Consider the following 16,424-nt stretch of genomic DNA (forward strand, 5'->3'; position numbering starts at 1 on the left):
ATGACATTCTGCCCTGTCAGACAGATATATTTTCGAGGCCAGCCTCGAATAGCAATCGTATTCCTAGAATAATAATTTTTAAATCGCACAGTGAGTTTTCTTGCCAAAATTAATTTGGCCATTTATCCCATGTTCCTCTAAAGCTCCGTCCCTCGCGATAGTCAAGTTTCTCGGCTCGCACCGGCCATCCCTTACAGAACAAGATCATCTCGTCGTCCTCTAACGTCAGGATCTCTCCAGGCGTTAGAAGTGCACGCCCGGCCTCCGACTGGTTCTCGTTGCGCCGCCCTAGGATCTGATCCACATTGCTCGTATAGCCTTCGCTATGTGAGTGCACGGTGGTTGTCCCGAGCATGCGAGAAACCAGCTCCGCCGTATCCGCGTCCTGTACGCCGAAGCACTGCCGGATCGTGCAGTTCGCCACCATGCTCTTCCACGCTTCACCCTTATAGACCGTAGCAACCTGGTGCAGGTCCTGCGTGACCAGCCAGAGCGACACACCGTACCCGGCCAGATAGCCGATGCCTTTCTCGATCGCGGCCATGCGGCCCAGCGCCGGAAACTCATCGAGCATAAACAGCACGGGGTTTTCCGGCTTAGCCGGCGCGCGGGTCATGGCAGCTATCAGCTGCCCGACCATGACCCGTAGCCACGGGTAGTAGGTATGCAGCGCATCCGGCGGGATGGTGAGATAGATGCTCACCACCTCGCTCTTCAGGTCCTCAAGATGAAGATCCGACGTACAGGAGACCTCCTCTACATTGGGCTTGTCCCAGACGCCCATGTTGCGGCTGGCGGAGGTCAGGATCGAACTCAGCTCCTCCGGCGCTGCTTTCTGTATGGTCGCTGCAGCGTTCCGCACCGCCGTGACCGGCGAGCGCATTAGCGTGCTCTCAAGAAACTCCTCGAAGTCGTCTCTGGACATCGCAAGCAGCCGGCGCACCTCCTGAAGTGTCCGGGCCTCCGGTTCACTCCAATGGGTGTGATGTACATGGAGCACCATCGCCATGACCGTCGCCCGTGCCAGCGGGTCGAAGTGCTCATGGCCGGAAGGGATCACTAAGAGATCCGCCAAGGCCTCGGCATCATCCTCGGCGTGATCCGGCCGGATGAAGTCCATGGGGTTGTATCTGGCCGAGTGTTCCAGATTGAAGGGATTGAAGATTAACACGCGCCCGAAGCTGCGCCGCCGGCGCGCCGTTATGGCCGCGTTCTCTCCCTTGATATCCATCACTACGGCAGAGCCCGGGTGATCCAACAAGTTCGGGATCACCGCGCCAACACCTTTGCCCTTTCGCGTCGGGGCGTAAGTCAGAAGGTGCTCACCCTGGCCGTAGCGCAGCAGGCGGCCCTTATATTTTCCGACGATGAAGCCGCGGTTGCCGAAGAGTCCTAGCTTGCGCATGCGTCGGCGATTGGCAAAACGCGCCGATCCGTGCGTATCCCTAGTCTGCGATCCAAGGAGATAGCGGATAGAGCGAGGCAGCCGGTGCACCCCAGTTCCCACCAGCATGAGTCCGAACCAGACCAAACGAAGTGTCTGGCGGACAAACCACGTAAAAACATCCACGATAAATCGCCCTCTAATATAATTTTAGGAACAAAATCAGAGAATTACGAGCCCGCAACCGCACAAACAGGAGCGAAACCCGTCTCTCGTTCGAGGATCGACCAGAAAATGGGGAACACGGCGGGGAGCGCGATTGCGGCTGCCAGCTTGAATTTCCTGAAAGCGGCAAAGATCAACGCGAGCGCGCCGATCGTGGCGCCATAGAGGTAGGTCAACGCCCCGATCTGTATGCGGATCCAACAATAAGCACCCCAGCCCGCAAGCCAGTCCAAGGCCAGGCCGGCTAAGAGCACGAAAGCGAGGACGGCGAAGACGTTCCCGGTCCATCGCATCGGATTGCCGGTCGGCATATACCTCTGATCCATGAATTTACCCCAAAGAAAGACTCGTATTGATTGTATTGTCTGATTAATCTTCGCGCATTGAAAGGGGCTATTTGGGGAGTGGGGAATGGGACTCTTCAGCAGGATCAGATCCGGCATCGATGCGCATAACGCCAAACTCAAGGCTCGCGAGGATCAGCGCATCGCTGATTTGATGCGCCGCGCGGAGGAAAGTGAAAGACGCCGAGAAGTCGAAGCCGAGCGCCAACAGCAGGCTGCACTCCAGCGGCTAAAAGATCTCTGTGTGACGTTCACCGATCCGAGCAATCAATTGTCGATCGATGTCTCCGCGTTCTTCGCGCTCTACGACAAACCTCATCGACTTAAAGCGCCTTACGTCGATCGCTTCGCCGGCCAACACAGCGGCGTCCAGATGCACAGCAACACGGCGATGGTGGGTTCCATCATCGGCGCCAGCGCAACGGCATATCGCCGGTCATCACTGGAGTTCGGCATGGAGAACTTTGAGCTTGCCCGATACGTCTATGACCTAAGCGCGCAAGAAATCGCCATGCTGAAGATCACAAATTTCCTGCATGGCTTGGGAGAGATTAACGACGCGCACTTCAACAGCGTCTCCTGCGCGGTTCTCTTCAATCGGGGCGATTGCATTCTGCGACCGGCCAAAAACCAGAAGACAGGAGCCCCGGTAAAGGCAACCAACATTCAGGAAATGGCCTGCCGCGCCTGCCTCCAGGACAATGTGCTTTCCGCTAAGGCTGCGTTCGATCCGGTGTTTCAGGTCGCTATGCGAACATGGAAAAAGATCATGGCCGACGGCGAGCCGAGCGAGATCTCTGAGTTCCTCCTCGGTGAGCCGCTCTCCGTCATCATGAGCTGATGGAAAGCTTCATCCGCATGATCGCTCAGCTTGCGGCACTGGTGATGCGGTTAACCGTCCAGATCCTCGTGGCAATGATTCAAGGGGCCGTCGCCCTGATAATGGCACTGATCGAGTTTCGCCCGCGCGCTGCAAGACGCCTCCCCCAAGACCCCGCCGACAATCGGCGGGGTCCAAGTGGTCGATCGCCTAGAAGATGAACCCGATATCGGATTTATCGACCTGAACGCCGACAAGCTCCACGATGTCGCGGAATTCATCGCTTCCAGGCGCCGCACGCACGAAGGTGCTGCCATCCCGTACTTCGACCTCGATCTGCTCGTCTCGGGAGATAACGAAGAGGTTTGAAGCCCTCACGAGATCAACGTCGATCGTTTCGCCTTTCTCGAAGTCGAAGATCTGGTCCACGTCCGTGTCGTAGATACCTCGATTGCCAAAGCGGAACACATCGGCACCAGCACCGCCATACAGCTGATCTACGCCGCGCTCACCATGGAGGGTGTCATCACCGCTGCCGCCGCGCAGCACGTCGTTCCCTGAACCGCCGGACAGCGCATCGTTTCCCCGATTGCCGTTGATCGTGTCATCCCCGTTGTTCCCGAGCATTAGGTCGTTACCCTGACCGCCATAGAGCGTGTCAGCACCATCGCCACCAATCACATCGTCATTGCCGAGGTTGCCGTAAAGCATATCGCCGGCCGTGTCGTTGCCAGCACCTCTGATGACATCGTTGCCCTGGCCGCCGAAGATGGTGTCGCTGCCATTCCCGCCGACAAGCACATCATTCCCAGCGTTTCCGTAGATGAGATCGGCACCGTCGAACGCGGAAACCGTGTCGTTGCCTTGACCTCCATACATGGTGTCACGCTCTTCGGCAGGGCTCGATCCTGAAGCTCCCGCATCATAGAGAAGATCATCGCCCTGATTGCCGTAGAGCAGGTCTGCGCCGCCCGAGCCTGTCAGTTCGTCATTGCCCTGACCGCCGAAAAGCGTGTCGTTGCCAAAGCCGCCGTGGAGGTCATCATTCCCTCGGTTGCCATAGAGGAGGTCATCACCGGAGTAGGTGGCGACGAAATCGTTACCGTCGAGCGCGAACACCGTGTCACGTCCATCGGTTCCGAGTAGAAAAAAGTCCGAGCTATTGGTGCCGTTGATAACAGGCATGGCAGTCTCCTCATTTTCTTAGATTTAAGAAAGCGACGTGCCTTTGGCGGGAAATAAGATTCCGAGAAAGAGCACGCCGATTAGGCTCACAAATCTGCGAATTGCGAGCTGCGAACGTGCTCAACCACTAACGAGAATTTGTGGTCTCACGCGTATTGGGATGGGGTTAAGCAAAGGCTCTCTGACACATGAAATCCGACACGCGAGCCAAATATGCGGTGGCGAATTTAGAGAGCTGATTTTAGATACTTCTAGACGCACTGGTCGTGCAAAACGGCGCAACAATTCTTCTAAAAATATATTAAGAAGGGCTGTTTTGCATGGACCTAGTCGCTCATCTAGCTGTCTGGATCGCGCACTCAACTGAGCACGTTCGGCTAGTATGTTTAACAAGTGCGTGCGGCTCAAGCGGGAATATTCCATGCACGCTTCTCCTTCACAAAAGAAAAGCGGGGCTCACGCCCCGCTGAAGTTTCTCGGGACGTGGGTTCAGAAACCGGCTTTGCCTTTGCCGCCGCCGGATTTGAAACCGCCGGCTTTGTCGAAGTTCATCCGGCCAGTGGTGCCGGTGTGCTTGCCGCCGGCGGTGTGATGACTGGTAACGCCACGACTGTTGGTATGGCTGTGACCGGTGTATTTGCCATTGCCGTTGTAGTGATTGGTCCGGCCTTGGCCGTTGGACTTGGAGTACCCTTTACCGAAAACAGACATGAGACACCTCTCGGGCTGGAGTGCAGAAGTGCGATGCCGCAAGGAGGGGAGAAGCAAGAAATAAAAAAAAGCGCCACTTGCGCTGTTTTATTACGATCACCTGACATAACGCCCTTTGTGTCAGGCTTTTTTATTAGTTAACGCGCTTGAATTCTTCGAATCTAGATGTCAGACTCCCCTTGCGATCAACCGCAGCGAAGTGGAGCCCAAGCAAGAACGACTGATCCGATTACCCGGACCTCGCCTGCACTCTTCATGAGTTAAAGGGTATTCCGCCACGAGTCCGCGACGAAGGCTCACCGGTGCGGTTAACCCGACATAAAGGGCGTTATGACGGACAAAGGAGGAAAGGTTTACGGATCAGCGCGTTACACAAATGGACTCTCTTCAAGGGCCGCGCGGCCCAAGCATCTCATTGCCGGCGATCGTGCGCGAAGCCGATCAGAATGCGATCCTCGCTTACCTCGAATTTTTTACCGTACGCATACGGAACCCGAATACGCGTTCGGCCTATCATCATGCCGTTCGGGCTTTTTTCACCTGGAGCCACGAAAACGGCCTGACGCTCTCATCGGTGCGGCCAATCCATGTGGCCACCTATATCGAGATGTTGACGGAGATCCGGCAGCCGCAGACGGTTAAGCTGCACCTCGCGGCTATCCGCATGCTCTATGACTGGTTCGTCATCCAACAGGTTGTGCCGAGCAATCCCACGAGCCCCGTGAAGGGACCGCGCTATAGCATCCGAGTGGGCAAAACGCCTGTTCTGACCGCAGCAGAGGCGCGGCAACTCCTGGACTCGATCGAGACTGACACGCTGATAGGCCTTCGTGACCGCGCCCTCATCTCCTTCATGCTCTACACTTTCGCCCGCGTCAGCGCGGCCGTCGGCGTCAATATCGGGGATCTGTTCGCCGAGGGCGGGCACACATGGGTCCGGCTGCGCGAAAAGGGAGGAAAGGACCACGTCATGCCGCTACACCCGGAACTGGAGGCTGACATCGGGGCATATTTGGGCGTCGTCCCGACCTCTGTCGTCAACATGCCTCTATTTCGTGCGATGGACCGACGAGGCGGCATATTCAGCGGTAGACGTCTCGATCGCAGAGATGCTTGGGCTATTGTACAGAGACGACGGAAAGCTTCTGGATTGGCAACCCACACAACCTGTCATTCATTTCGAGCCTCCGGCATAACAGCATTCCTTGAAAACGGAGGGAGTATCGAATTGGCATCAATTATGGCAGCCCATTCGAACACACGAACCACCAGCCTATATGACCGAAGAACGCTAATTGATCAAAATACGATAAAAAATATACTTTTTGATTTCTTATAAAAAATTTCAACAATCTTTCTTTTATTATTTTTCCTTATACAATCAATAAAATCTATTTACGATAACGCGAGGAATCATAAATACCATTAAAGTAGAAATTTGACTGACTATCCGTGATAAATCCGTTAGTTGTGAGAGCATATTTCTACTTTTTCTGGTCCAGATAAGCAAATGGCTGGTTATAAAGCGACAGAGATCCGAAAGCCTTCAAACGACAAAGAGTTTGAAGAAAATTGCGTTGTTCTATTTAGAGAAATCCTCTCGGATCCACATGTTAAGACCGTCGGCACCTCAGGGCAGGGGCAAGATGGCGTAGATGTTGTTGGAAACAGATTTAGCGACCCTGAGCATATTGTCGGAATACAATGCAAACTAAAAACAGGAAAGTCGAGGCTCCACGAATCCGAAGTTAAAGAAGAAGTTAAAAAGGCACTTAAATATACCCCTCCGCTACGCGAATATATCATTGTCGCAACATCTAAAGATGACACGAAACTTGATCAACTCGCTCAAAGACTCGCCATTGAGCAAGAAAGAGCGGGACGATCACTCCGGATTACTGTCTGGGGCTGGGATACCCTCTGCCAGAAAATCAACCAACATGATGCCGCCAAGGAAGCCTTCGACCCTGGACACAGTCCTGCAATAGCCGCCAACACAAAGAGGTTGGAGGCGATCGAAGCGAATCAAGCCAAAGCCGCGACTAGCAGTCAGATTGATCAGCTTTCCCGAAAACTGGACTCTCAGCTGCCGCCAATGGCCGGCGTACTTTCAGAGGAGTATGCAAACAAGACGGCCCAACGTGAGCTTAGAGACATCCTCATAAAGCGAGGGTTTGTTGGCTCAGATACTGGCAGCGAACTAGCTAAGCTGGCTGAGCGTGTAATATCAGGAGATCTGGCTCTGACGTCAGACCGACTACGTGCAGAGATTTCCGATCGAGCGGTACGCGCCAACTGGACAGACACCCCAATCGAGCAACTGAAGTTTTGGTTGGAATCCTCTGCGCGACTTGATCCCAATAGGGATCTGACTATTGCAAGGGCGCTCCTTAAAGCGGCTGAGGGTAGTAGCGACGAAGCTCTTCGAGCATTACGTTCGCGACTCGACCCTGATAGCCGTGCAGCATTGATGGGCGTCCTTGACCAAACCCATGGCCAGGGCCACGGGCTAAACTGGGTTTTAGATCAGGAACTGTCTTCCTCTGATCTTTCGCCAATGGGCATTCATAATGTCTTAGTACAGCTCTCGCTAAATGAGAGATTCGACGCCGCAATCGAATTCATCAACGATGTTCCCGAGCCCTATTTTGAAGAGGCTCCCGTCTTACTGCTGATCCGATCGGAACTGCGCCTAGCATCAATCCTCCCGCGTGATCGCCGAAGGATTATCTTCAAGGGACTGCCAATTGCTTTGTCACGAATTGGTTTTGAGCCCGGCCCTCGCGGGCAAACGACGCTTAAAGAAGCGCTTGGCGATCTATATCGGCTGGAACGATTTCTCGATGGCTTCAGTATCGACGTCATCCCTCAGTATGTAGAAAACTTGATTCTATGGATTTCGCTCGAGAATGAAGAAACACGAGACGCAGCTCTCGATCGATTGAAAGCCGAACTAAGCGACCCAAACCGGACCTATTCCAGAGTAGGATTCGCGTTATCTTATGGCGTGCCTTTTGATCAAGACGCTCTTATGCGTAGTCTCTCAGCCCAAAAATCCGTTGGCGGCTGGACAGAAGATCAAACGACCGCCGTCATCGCAATCGCAGTCCATGCGGAAAATGCCGAAAAGATCTGCAACCTTTTCGACCTTCACGGAGAGGAAATCCTAAAGTCAGAAGCGATCGGCAAATCGCTCATTTGGCGCTTAAGAATTGAAGCTCTTGCGAGATGCTCGCGTTTCGGAGAAGCCTATGAGTTATTAAAAAATGAAGCGTCAAAGGTATTCGACCCGAGTGACGCATCAGAAATTCTCGATCTTATTGAAAGCATTGAAAACAAAGATGAAATCGGACGCTTGCGACACCGATATGAAAAAGAAAAAAATACGACCGACCTACGATTATTGATTGAGCAACTAAAATTAAATGGCGAAAAATCGGACCTAGCGCATTTCACATTAATCCTCGCTAACGAAACAAATGGGTACGACGATTTTAGTACAGCTCTGAAATGCTTGTACGACGATGAGCGTTTTGAAGATGCTATTTTACTCTGCGATAAGTTTGATGCCTTTATCCAGAATTCCATTGAACTCCGACTGATCAAAGGTTGGGCTCTTTGTCGATTGGGACGCGTGATGGAAGCTCGCGAAATCAGTCGATCTATTCCTCTCGATGCCGGCTCTGGCAGCGCCCGCGAACTTGCAATTATGACAGCGGTAGAAAGCGGTGATTGGGGCGACCTACAGAGGATTCTCGCGCATGAAGCCGCTCGCTCTAACGAGTTGCCTATAAATGATCTAATCCGGCTCTCCCTTTTTGCTCACGAATTGGATAGCCACTATGTGAACCATTTCAGGGATGCCGCACTTACGCGGGAGCCAGAAAATCCTGAAGTGAATCTTAGTGCTTACAGACTCGCTATCGTACGCGGGACAGAGGCCGAGACGGACTGGCTTGAGAAGGCAATACAGACCTCTGGTCCCGATGGGCCGGTACAGCGTGTCTCGATCAAAGAAATGCTAGAACGCCTTCCTCAATGGAATGATCGCTCCAGAAACATTGAAGAAAAACTTCAACGCGCCGAGATCCCTTGCTTTATTGCTGCATCTGCAGTCAATCGCCAAATATTAGATAGGACACTGGGCCAAGCAATTAGAAATCTGGAGCGAGATCAGAGTTTGGTGCCATATCCGGTCTTTGCTGCCGCCGGTCACGGCCGCATGTGTGATCTTAGTAATATCGATACCGTCGCTTTCGACATCTCTGCCTTAATTTCTCTACACCATCTTGGTTTACTTGAGCGTGCACTCAAATCAGTTCAGACCCCCTTGATTGCACCATCAACCCTCCACCTCCTTCTTCTTGAGCGACAACGCTTGAACGATTACCAGCGTTCGCAGGTTAAGAAGGCTGAGCGCCTACTCTCTCTGGTGAATAACCGCGAGCTTAAAGAAATGCAGCTCAGTTCAACGCCATCAATCGCTCAAGCTGCAGAGATATCGGACGATCTCGCTGCAATGATTGCGGCGGCCGACCAAGATGGCGGCCTGGTAGTGACACGAGCGCCCATTCCCAAGAGGGGATCTCTGCTAGAAGAGTGCGTTGATGTCAGTGTATTTCCCTCAGTGTTGACCGATACGCATTCTGTGCTGACGTTCCTACGCTCAAAAGGCGCCATCGAGGAAAAAATTGACGAAGCCGCTACCCACTACCTCAGTAATGTCGATGTGGGCTGGCCTTCGCCCCTCGCTATTTCTGACAAGCAAAATATCTACCTTGATGATATTGCGGTAACCTACTTAGATTTTGTCGGAATACTTCACCCTCTAACTCGTTTTGTTAAGGCCGTATACATTCATCCTGATATCGTGCGTTTGGCTCGCGATACGATCAAATACCAAGCGCAAACTAGTCAGTTGGTTAAAGCGATCGACGAAATTCGAGAGATAATCCAACGGCTACTTGACTCTAGAAAGCTGAATTTCACGTCGCGACGTCTATCTTCGGGGGAAGATTCCGATGGAGATTTGGCCGAAGCATCTCCAACGCCGACCATGGATCTACTGTCAGATGTGTCAGGCGCAGATGCCGTAGTCGTAGACGATCGGTACCTCAATCACTCGCCGACTTGGACTGACCGCAAAGGTCACACTTGTAACACTTCAAATGTATTCGACGTCATCGATCTTGTATTCACAGGCAAGCCTTCCGGCGCACCAGATCAAAAGGCACGCTGGCAATCACGGCAGAATCTCCGGAAGGCAGGTTTCTACGCCGCGCCCCTTGAAACTGACGAGTTGTTAGCAAAAATTCTCGCCGCGCCGATTGCCGAAGGCCAACTGGTCGAGACACTGGAACTGCGCGCAATTCGCGATAGCATCCTGCTTCCCTTGATGACGCCCTGCTTTGCGCCCATCGATCGACCTTGGTTTGATAACGTCCGGATGGCAGTGGTCCAGGCTCTGCGTTCAGTATGGACGGAACCTCATGATCTAGATCACGCTATCGCGAGGTCGGATTGGATGTTTGACCTGTTGCCGGTGCCTACGGAGTGGATCCATGATCCGACAAACGCAGATCATTGGCGAGTCGCTGAAGCTCAGACTGCCGGACAGTTGGGAGCGATCACTGTCTCTATCAATTTGCAAGGTGAGCGCAGGGCCGCATTTCACCAATGGGTTAGCCAACGGATCACTTCCTCACTCCGTCGTTACCGAGGCCACATTTGGAATACGTTGCTTGAATTCACTAAGAATATGATTGAGCAACATTCAAATGATCTAGCGAAAGACATCGAGCAATCCAGCACTCAAATGGCCGCTTTATTTCTACTCGATTCCATTCCCATCGAAATGCGCGAAGAATTACTTTCCGATAGCGCGCTCTGCAAGCGGCTCAACATTGACACTACTACCTTCGTAAACCTAAGCTCGGGCATTAAGATAACGCAAAATGAGCTCTTCCGTGCCGCGCAAAATGCCGTCGATAATAAAAAAACGGCCAAGATTAACCTTTCAAATGGAAAAACCATCCACGCTCAAGTGAGGTGCCGTGACGGCCGTACCGCTGAAATCAAAATTAAGGGAATTTGGTTCACACTTGACGATGTCGCACCAGCATCACGTAAAGCGATAATCCGCCAAACCGCCATTGGCCGTCTCCTCGCCGAGTTTCCTCTTTCCGAATTAGACGAAAATTTTTGGAGAGATGCCGGACAAAAGGGCGCGCTAACGTCCGATCTGTTTTTCAAATTTAAGCAATCCGTATCGAGTACGCCTGAGGCGCTTCATCGCTTTATTCAGTCCACAACAACGTTCAGTTCTGAAAACCTTGTCCCTGAAAATCTCTCGTATTGCAGTGCGCTCCTTGCCCTGCCGACGGATGGGGCATCTTTCGAAGATTATATAGTTGGACCGCTACGACTAGAGCGTGAAAGCCTTATCAAACGCCACCCACAAGTCGCCCTCCGGCGTATCGCTTTTAGTTCGATCGCGGATGCGTTGGTGCCGCATGATTTGCTGGATGGCTATGGTTTTGACGACATATCAGACCTTCTCGACGCGGATGATCCGTTCTCGCTGATATTCGGGTTTCAAATTTGCGCCGCGCGGCTGGAAATTGATCCCAGATATGAAGAGCTCGGCAGCAAGTTCCTTCACAAAGCCATCGCTGATGAAGCGGCGTTGACCCGCTGCCAAATCGCTTCGGGCGTTTCTATCCTGGCAATGCAACATTTGGCAGAGAATCCAGAGCACTCGGGTTTTCCCGTCTTCTGGAGGCGCCTCCTCGCATTGACTCACGCCGGCCTAGTTACAGACGCGATGAATGGCATCAAAGATGGGAGCGGCTTCTTTGATTGGGTAATTCAGGGGAATGCTTTTGAATATGTCTGGCTTAGCTTGCTCGATCGGCAATCTGCCCCGCGGTGGAAGTCTGATTGGATACTCCCAGAGCAGCTTTATGCAGAAACGATTGGCCGCGCTGTTAATGCATTCGGTCGGCTACCTCAAGATCAGCAACCTGCTGAATGGAAAAGTATCCTTACATCCGCTGTGAAAGCCTCGGAAGGTAAGCCTAAATCGGGCTATCATTTCTTTCCTGGACCGCTGGATGAGTTCATCGAACATCCGACTGAAAAACTCCCTGACGAGATGCTGCAATCGATCAAAGACGGAATGGCAAGCGCCCAACCGATTAATGATGTCCCCGGATTAATGCATATTGCATATACTTCTAAACCTCCGGCGGACCTGTTATCTTGCATCGTAGAAAGAGTGAAAGGAAATAGAGACAAGCCACTTGGCGAAAATGATTTCGAATTGTGGCTCCTCGAAATATTTGCTCATATTTCTGGTACCACTAAATCTGAAGAACTAGCATCAGCAGTTATGGAACGATGCTTCGACGAGGCAACGTCTTTTGAACCGAGAACAAACGCAACAGGCCTATTTGCGATTATCTTGAGTGCGTGTGCAGGATTCTCAGATATTGACGAATACCGAACACAATTAGGTACTGCCGCAAGAAGGCTTGCACTCATTTGCAAGCCCGGTGAAGAACTCTCTGACCTAAATGCTGTTTTCCGGGTTCTAAGAAAACTTTCCAAGGAGCTTGATCCGTATCTAGCGCCAGCGCGAGCAGTCTCAAATTGTAAGAAATGACGCGCAGAAAGGCCTCAAATATCTAAACGGTATATCTGGAAATAGAGATAATTGGCTCAAGTCAAAGCCACTACTCGGTCCGAAAGCCGCCTCGACAATACCAATCTGACTGGGCCAAGGCGTCATACAAAGCCGCCCTCCACGAGTTTAAATTAGCTCTGCGACGCGAACGGCATTGCGTAGATAGGTGGGCTGAAACAGCAGCTTCTCCGCCCGCGTCAAAAACTTCGATAAGGGCATCTTCAATATCAGCGATCTCTTCTGCTGCTGCATCTGAATAGACACGGTCAAGCTCAAGGTGTGCAAACTGCTTCTCCACGCGGGCGAGCAAGTCGCTATCAAGATTGGGAGCCCCTACTCTAAAGGTAGCGGCTGCTGGCGTCGTACGCTCGATATCGGCGACCAGCCAAGTTACGTGGTTAACATGCTCGAAATAAGGGTGAAGAAAGCCATCATCGGAGCAAGTTGGAAATGCATCGTCTTTTTTCTTGTTACATCGGTCGCAACAACCAACGAGGTTCATTGGTTTTACGGAAAACTCGGGATAGACGGCTTTTGGCAAAATATGGTCCAAAGATTCTATCGAACCAAAATTGCAGTAAGGACAACGATTGTTCTTTGGTAAAATCATCAGGGCGTCATAGATGGCACGTGCGGGCACACCTTTGCGAGCCATCCGGAGCGTATAATTCTTGATAAGATCTTTTCCTTCGACATTCCCTACTCCAGAGGTGTGCGAAGAAATTAGATGCATTTCACCGTCTTCAGCCAGGCTGTCATAATCATCCGATAGATCCAGAATATCTTGCCGGATGCCTGCCATACGGCCTCTAAGATCTCTATTCCGGATCAGCCCTGTGCATTCATCGAACGTGTCACCAACGTCAAATGTTGGCTGTCTAACCTCCCACATTAGTCGCGCCCTCGACGTTCGCGCTGCGCTAACATCGCACGGATCAATGCTTGGCCCTGGGCGCCAATTTCATCATCGAACTCGCTCATAACCGCCTGAAATGAATCATGCCGGCCAACGACTTCACGTATCATTTTATGGAAGCCTGATCGGTCCACCTCCAACCCGAACACTTCTCGGGTTAGGACGCTAACCGTTTCAGCAAAAGTTTCTATCTCAGGTCGATCGGCCGCAGACGATAATCCATGCCGTGAAATCTTCCAAACACATGACGCCGGCACCTCTTGCACCACCACAGGAGAATGTGTGGCGATAATCGCCACACCGTTACGATTAGTGAGCAGATTGGAGAGGGCTCGAACGAATGCGGAAAGGAGAGGTGGGTGAAGGTGCGCCTCCGGCTCATCCATGAGCACAAGGCTTCTTTCTTCAACCAGCTCAACCAGCTTTGTGATCGTTAACAGCACGATCTTGTGCCCAGAGCTTAGGTTTTTGTACATGAACTTAGCTCTTTCGAGGAATTCATCTTCATCCTCGATGTCAGCCAGCTCAGCGACCTCGATCTCGCCAAATAGACTGTCGGTCTCAAGCGTCTCCAGTGCACGTTTCCAACGTTTTCGTCGCAGGCCTCTTGAGCAGATCATTGCACTTTTTGCGAAGTCCGAACTCAAACTCTCGATGTTCAGCGTGGTAATTCTTTGTCTATCACCGCTTCCAACGCGCTTGCGCAGGCCGACGTTGGTATATCCAATTATTGCTCTTTGGGCGCGTGGCGTCTCTTCAATCGAGAGAAAATCATCAAACGCACTAAATGTTACACTCACTAAATTTGCAAAAGTCTCCGTATCTTCACCTAGGAATTCAAAGTCCATTTCTTGAAATGAAAAAGCTCCATCTCTCCGTCTTGTCGATTTTGGATCAACCAGAGCCCGCGTCATTCCATTTAATAGTCGAGTTTTTCCGACACCATTTCGCCCGATTATTATGTGAATGTTATTTGGCGGTGATGCGCCAGGCTCTACTTCAAACTCAAGCTCTACTGGGTCAGTAAGAGATTTCGGCGTTCTAGCCGCTCTATAAGAAAATTTGTACGGGGTGAGCTCAACACCATCCTGCAAGACAGCTCTGTATTGAATTTCGACTTTGCGCGGTCCTGTTGACCGCATCAAAGATTCCTTCATCACCTCTTCTTCGAGTGCTCTAGCATAAAGCTGCTCATCGAAAGCAACATCGCGGAGCGCCTGAAATATCTCATAACGCTCGTTTTCGGGGATTTCCATTAAGGCCTGGTAATAGTCGATGTCCTGACCTAGTGAGAAAAATTCTCTCGGTAGACGGTCAAAATTCCTCGGTAGCTTGGGCCGTCTTTGACCTGTCTCCCAATCAAATTCGCCTATTTTTACCTGACCGATTTCGTGCTTTTTTCCATTTTTATCAAAATAGGTGAAGAAATACATCGTTCGATAAACGAACCAATCGTTCCAATTATCTTCCCACAAATATCCTTTTGATATCGCATCTTTGGGCGCGTGACGCTCATCATTTGGGACGACTATAAATTTCATTTCTTCTTTTCTTTATTTTCACAAAGACTAAACGCACATATGTATTTTGAATATAATGCTTTTTTGAAGCTACTTTCAATATGCCTCGTTTTTTAATTTCTTTTCTAACGCACTTTGATAACGAGGTTGACGCGAATTGTTTAGTCGTCAGATCGACGTTCACCTTGACGATCGTCCATTCTCCTATCCTCTCAGGGTCTTTCAACCCGTCGGCGCGGCGCAAGGCGGTTCACTCCCTCAGTCCGGATCGCCGTCCGGATGTGCGAGGCATAGAACTTCTCGATCATCTCAACGCTGGTGCGGCAGTTCTTGGCGATCTGGTAGATATCCGCGCCTTCCATAAGGCGGAAGCAGATGTAGGAGTGCCGCAGGCTGTAGGCAGTTCGCCGCTTACCCTCGCGATCGAGCTTCAGATCACACTCTGCAAGCACACTGTTGAACGCCTTCTTATGATCTGACGGAAACAGAAGATCTTCCGGCCGCGTCTCGTGCCAATCTTCGCCCTCGCGCCACGTCAGCTTCCTTTGGCGGTCCCTGAGGCGCTCGAACGGGTGCACGGCATTCGGCATACTCTTGCACCAGCCTTCACCGCGCTTGCCGCGTACCCTGATCTCCAAAATGAGGTCGCCGCTCCATTCGTCTTTGACGATCTCCACGTCTCTGAACTGAAGCAGCTTCACCTCGTCGGGGCGGAGCCCCGTATTTGCCATTAGAAGCACATAGTCATGCAATTGCTCGGCGTGCCATCTGTCACGCGTACCTTCTTTAAGCTCCTGCGCCCTCCGGCGCGTGGTCTCGTACAACTGCTTGTACTCAGCATGACTAAACCATGCCCTGGTCGTGACCTTCGTCTTCGTCCCATAGGGCATGGAAAGATCCGGCAAATACGGCATCCAGCCGTGGCGAAGCCCGGTCTTCAGGACCTGTCGAAGCGTGACGATCTCATTGTGAACGGTGTTGTGCGCCGGCGGCTTACCGGTAGGGGAGGTTTTCTTACGGTGCACGCGATAGTCCATCAGCGTGCCGGCATTGATCCGTGAGAGGCCTATGTCCCCGAAGAAGGGGAGAAGATGAAGGCGGAGCCTGTCTTTATGTCCTTGTACCCACTTCGGGCTTCTAGTGCCCTCCGTGAGGATCTCGTATTCCTCGATGAACTTAGCGGCGGCTTGACCGAATGTCTTTTCCTTCGGCTTCAGCTCGCCGTTGACCTGCTTGCCGCGCATTCCGAGGTACCAGTCCTCGGCATAGTCCTTGGCTCGTGCCAGGCTGTCTTCCTTGGTGCTGGTCTTGATGTTGCGCCCCTTAAAACGGGCTGCGCAGTACCAGTATTGGCTGTTTTCTCGTTTATAGACGCGGACTTTGCCGCCTAAAATCGTGTGAATTGTCATGATCACACTCTCCTCAACTATTAATTATGGGCATATGGGAAAGTGGGCACAATATGGGCACGCCATTCTTGGCCCTAAAATGCAAAAACCGCTTAGGGCGGGATACGCCTAAGCGGTTGTAATGTTTGGGGATATTTGGTTGCGGGGGCAGGATTTGAACCTGCGACCTTCAGGTTATGAGCCTGACGAGCTACCGGGCTGCTCCACCCCGCGATATGGGTGCTGA

General features: G+C 51.8%; 10 protein-coding genes and 1 tRNA gene. 3 read left to right on the top strand and 8 right to left on the bottom strand.

What is annotated here, in order from left to right:
- Nucleotides 1–109: 109 nt before the first annotated feature.
- Both IG122_RS23365 and IG122_RS23370 read right to left on the bottom strand, forming a co-directional pair.
- Nucleotides 110–1,570 (bottom strand): type IV secretory system conjugative DNA transfer family protein, encoded by a 1,461-nt coding sequence (locus IG122_RS23365; protein WP_193188981.1) that lies wholly within the window; start codon nt 1,568–1,570, stop codon nt 110–112.
- Nucleotides 1,571–1,614: 44 nt separating this feature from the next.
- On the bottom strand, nt 1,615–1,920 hold the full coding sequence (locus IG122_RS23370; protein WP_193188982.1) for a hypothetical protein: 306 nt from the start codon (nt 1,918–1,920) through the stop codon (nt 1,615–1,617).
- 100 nt (nt 1,921–2,020) lie between these two features.
- On the opposite strand from IG122_RS23370, the gene IG122_RS23375 reads away from it, so the two are divergent.
- Nucleotides 2,021–2,794: a hypothetical protein gene (locus tag IG122_RS23375; RefSeq protein ID WP_193188983.1), complete on the top strand. Its 774-nt coding sequence runs from the start codon at nt 2,021–2,023 to the stop codon at nt 2,792–2,794.
- A 189-nt stretch (nt 2,795–2,983) separates the two neighbouring features.
- Here the strand turns inward: IG122_RS23375 and IG122_RS23380 are convergent, their stop codons facing one another.
- Together IG122_RS23380 and IG122_RS23385 are read right to left on the bottom strand one after the other, a co-directional pair.
- A complete protein-coding gene (locus tag IG122_RS23380) occupies nt 2,984–3,958 on the bottom strand; it encodes a calcium-binding protein (protein ID WP_193188984.1) in 975 nt (324 codons plus the stop codon).
- A gap of 489 nt (nt 3,959–4,447) precedes the next feature.
- Nucleotides 4,448–4,669 carry a hypothetical protein gene (locus tag IG122_RS23385; protein ID WP_193188985.1) on the bottom strand — a complete coding sequence of 74 codons (222 nt, stop codon included), beginning with the start codon at nt 4,667–4,669 and terminating at the stop codon, nt 4,448–4,450.
- A gap of 415 nt (nt 4,670–5,084) precedes the next feature.
- Between IG122_RS23385 and IG122_RS23390 the strand changes: the two genes are divergently transcribed.
- On the top strand, nt 5,085–6,008 hold the full coding sequence (locus IG122_RS23390; RefSeq protein WP_226893891.1) for a tyrosine-type recombinase/integrase: 924 nt from the start codon (nt 5,085–5,087) through the stop codon (nt 6,006–6,008).
- 171 nt (nt 6,009–6,179) lie between these two features.
- Complete coding sequence (locus tag IG122_RS23395) at nt 6,180–12,332, top strand: HTH domain-containing protein (protein ID WP_193188987.1); 6,153 nt, start codon at nt 6,180–6,182, stop codon at nt 12,330–12,332.
- Nucleotides 12,333–12,402: 70 nt separating this feature from the next.
- Here IG122_RS23395 and IG122_RS23400 read toward each other — a convergent pair whose 3' ends face one another.
- The 4 genes from IG122_RS23400 to IG122_RS23415 all read right to left on the bottom strand — a co-directional run bounded on the left by IG122_RS23400 (nt 12,403) and on the right by IG122_RS23415 (nt 16,411).
- Nucleotides 12,403–13,155: an HNH endonuclease gene (locus IG122_RS23400; protein WP_193188988.1), complete on the bottom strand. Its 753-nt coding sequence runs from the start codon at nt 13,153–13,155 to the stop codon at nt 12,403–12,405.
- Between the two features lie 89 nt (nt 13,156–13,244).
- Complete coding sequence (locus IG122_RS23405) at nt 13,245–14,810, bottom strand: ATP-dependent nuclease (protein WP_193188989.1); 1,566 nt, start codon at nt 14,808–14,810, stop codon at nt 13,245–13,247.
- Between the two features lie 191 nt (nt 14,811–15,001).
- Nucleotides 15,002–16,198 (bottom strand): tyrosine-type recombinase/integrase, encoded by a 1,197-nt coding sequence (locus IG122_RS23410; protein WP_193188990.1) that lies wholly within the window; start codon nt 16,196–16,198, stop codon nt 15,002–15,004.
- 136 nt (nt 16,199–16,334) lie between these two features.
- Nucleotides 16,335–16,411: transfer RNA gene (locus tag IG122_RS23415), tRNA-Met, on the bottom strand.
- Nucleotides 16,412–16,424: the final 13 nt, after the last annotated feature.

The sequence above is a fragment of the Nisaea sediminum genome, from assembly GCF_014904705.1.
Classification (GTDB): Bacteria; Pseudomonadota; Alphaproteobacteria; order Thalassobaculales; family Thalassobaculaceae; genus Nisaea; species Nisaea sediminum.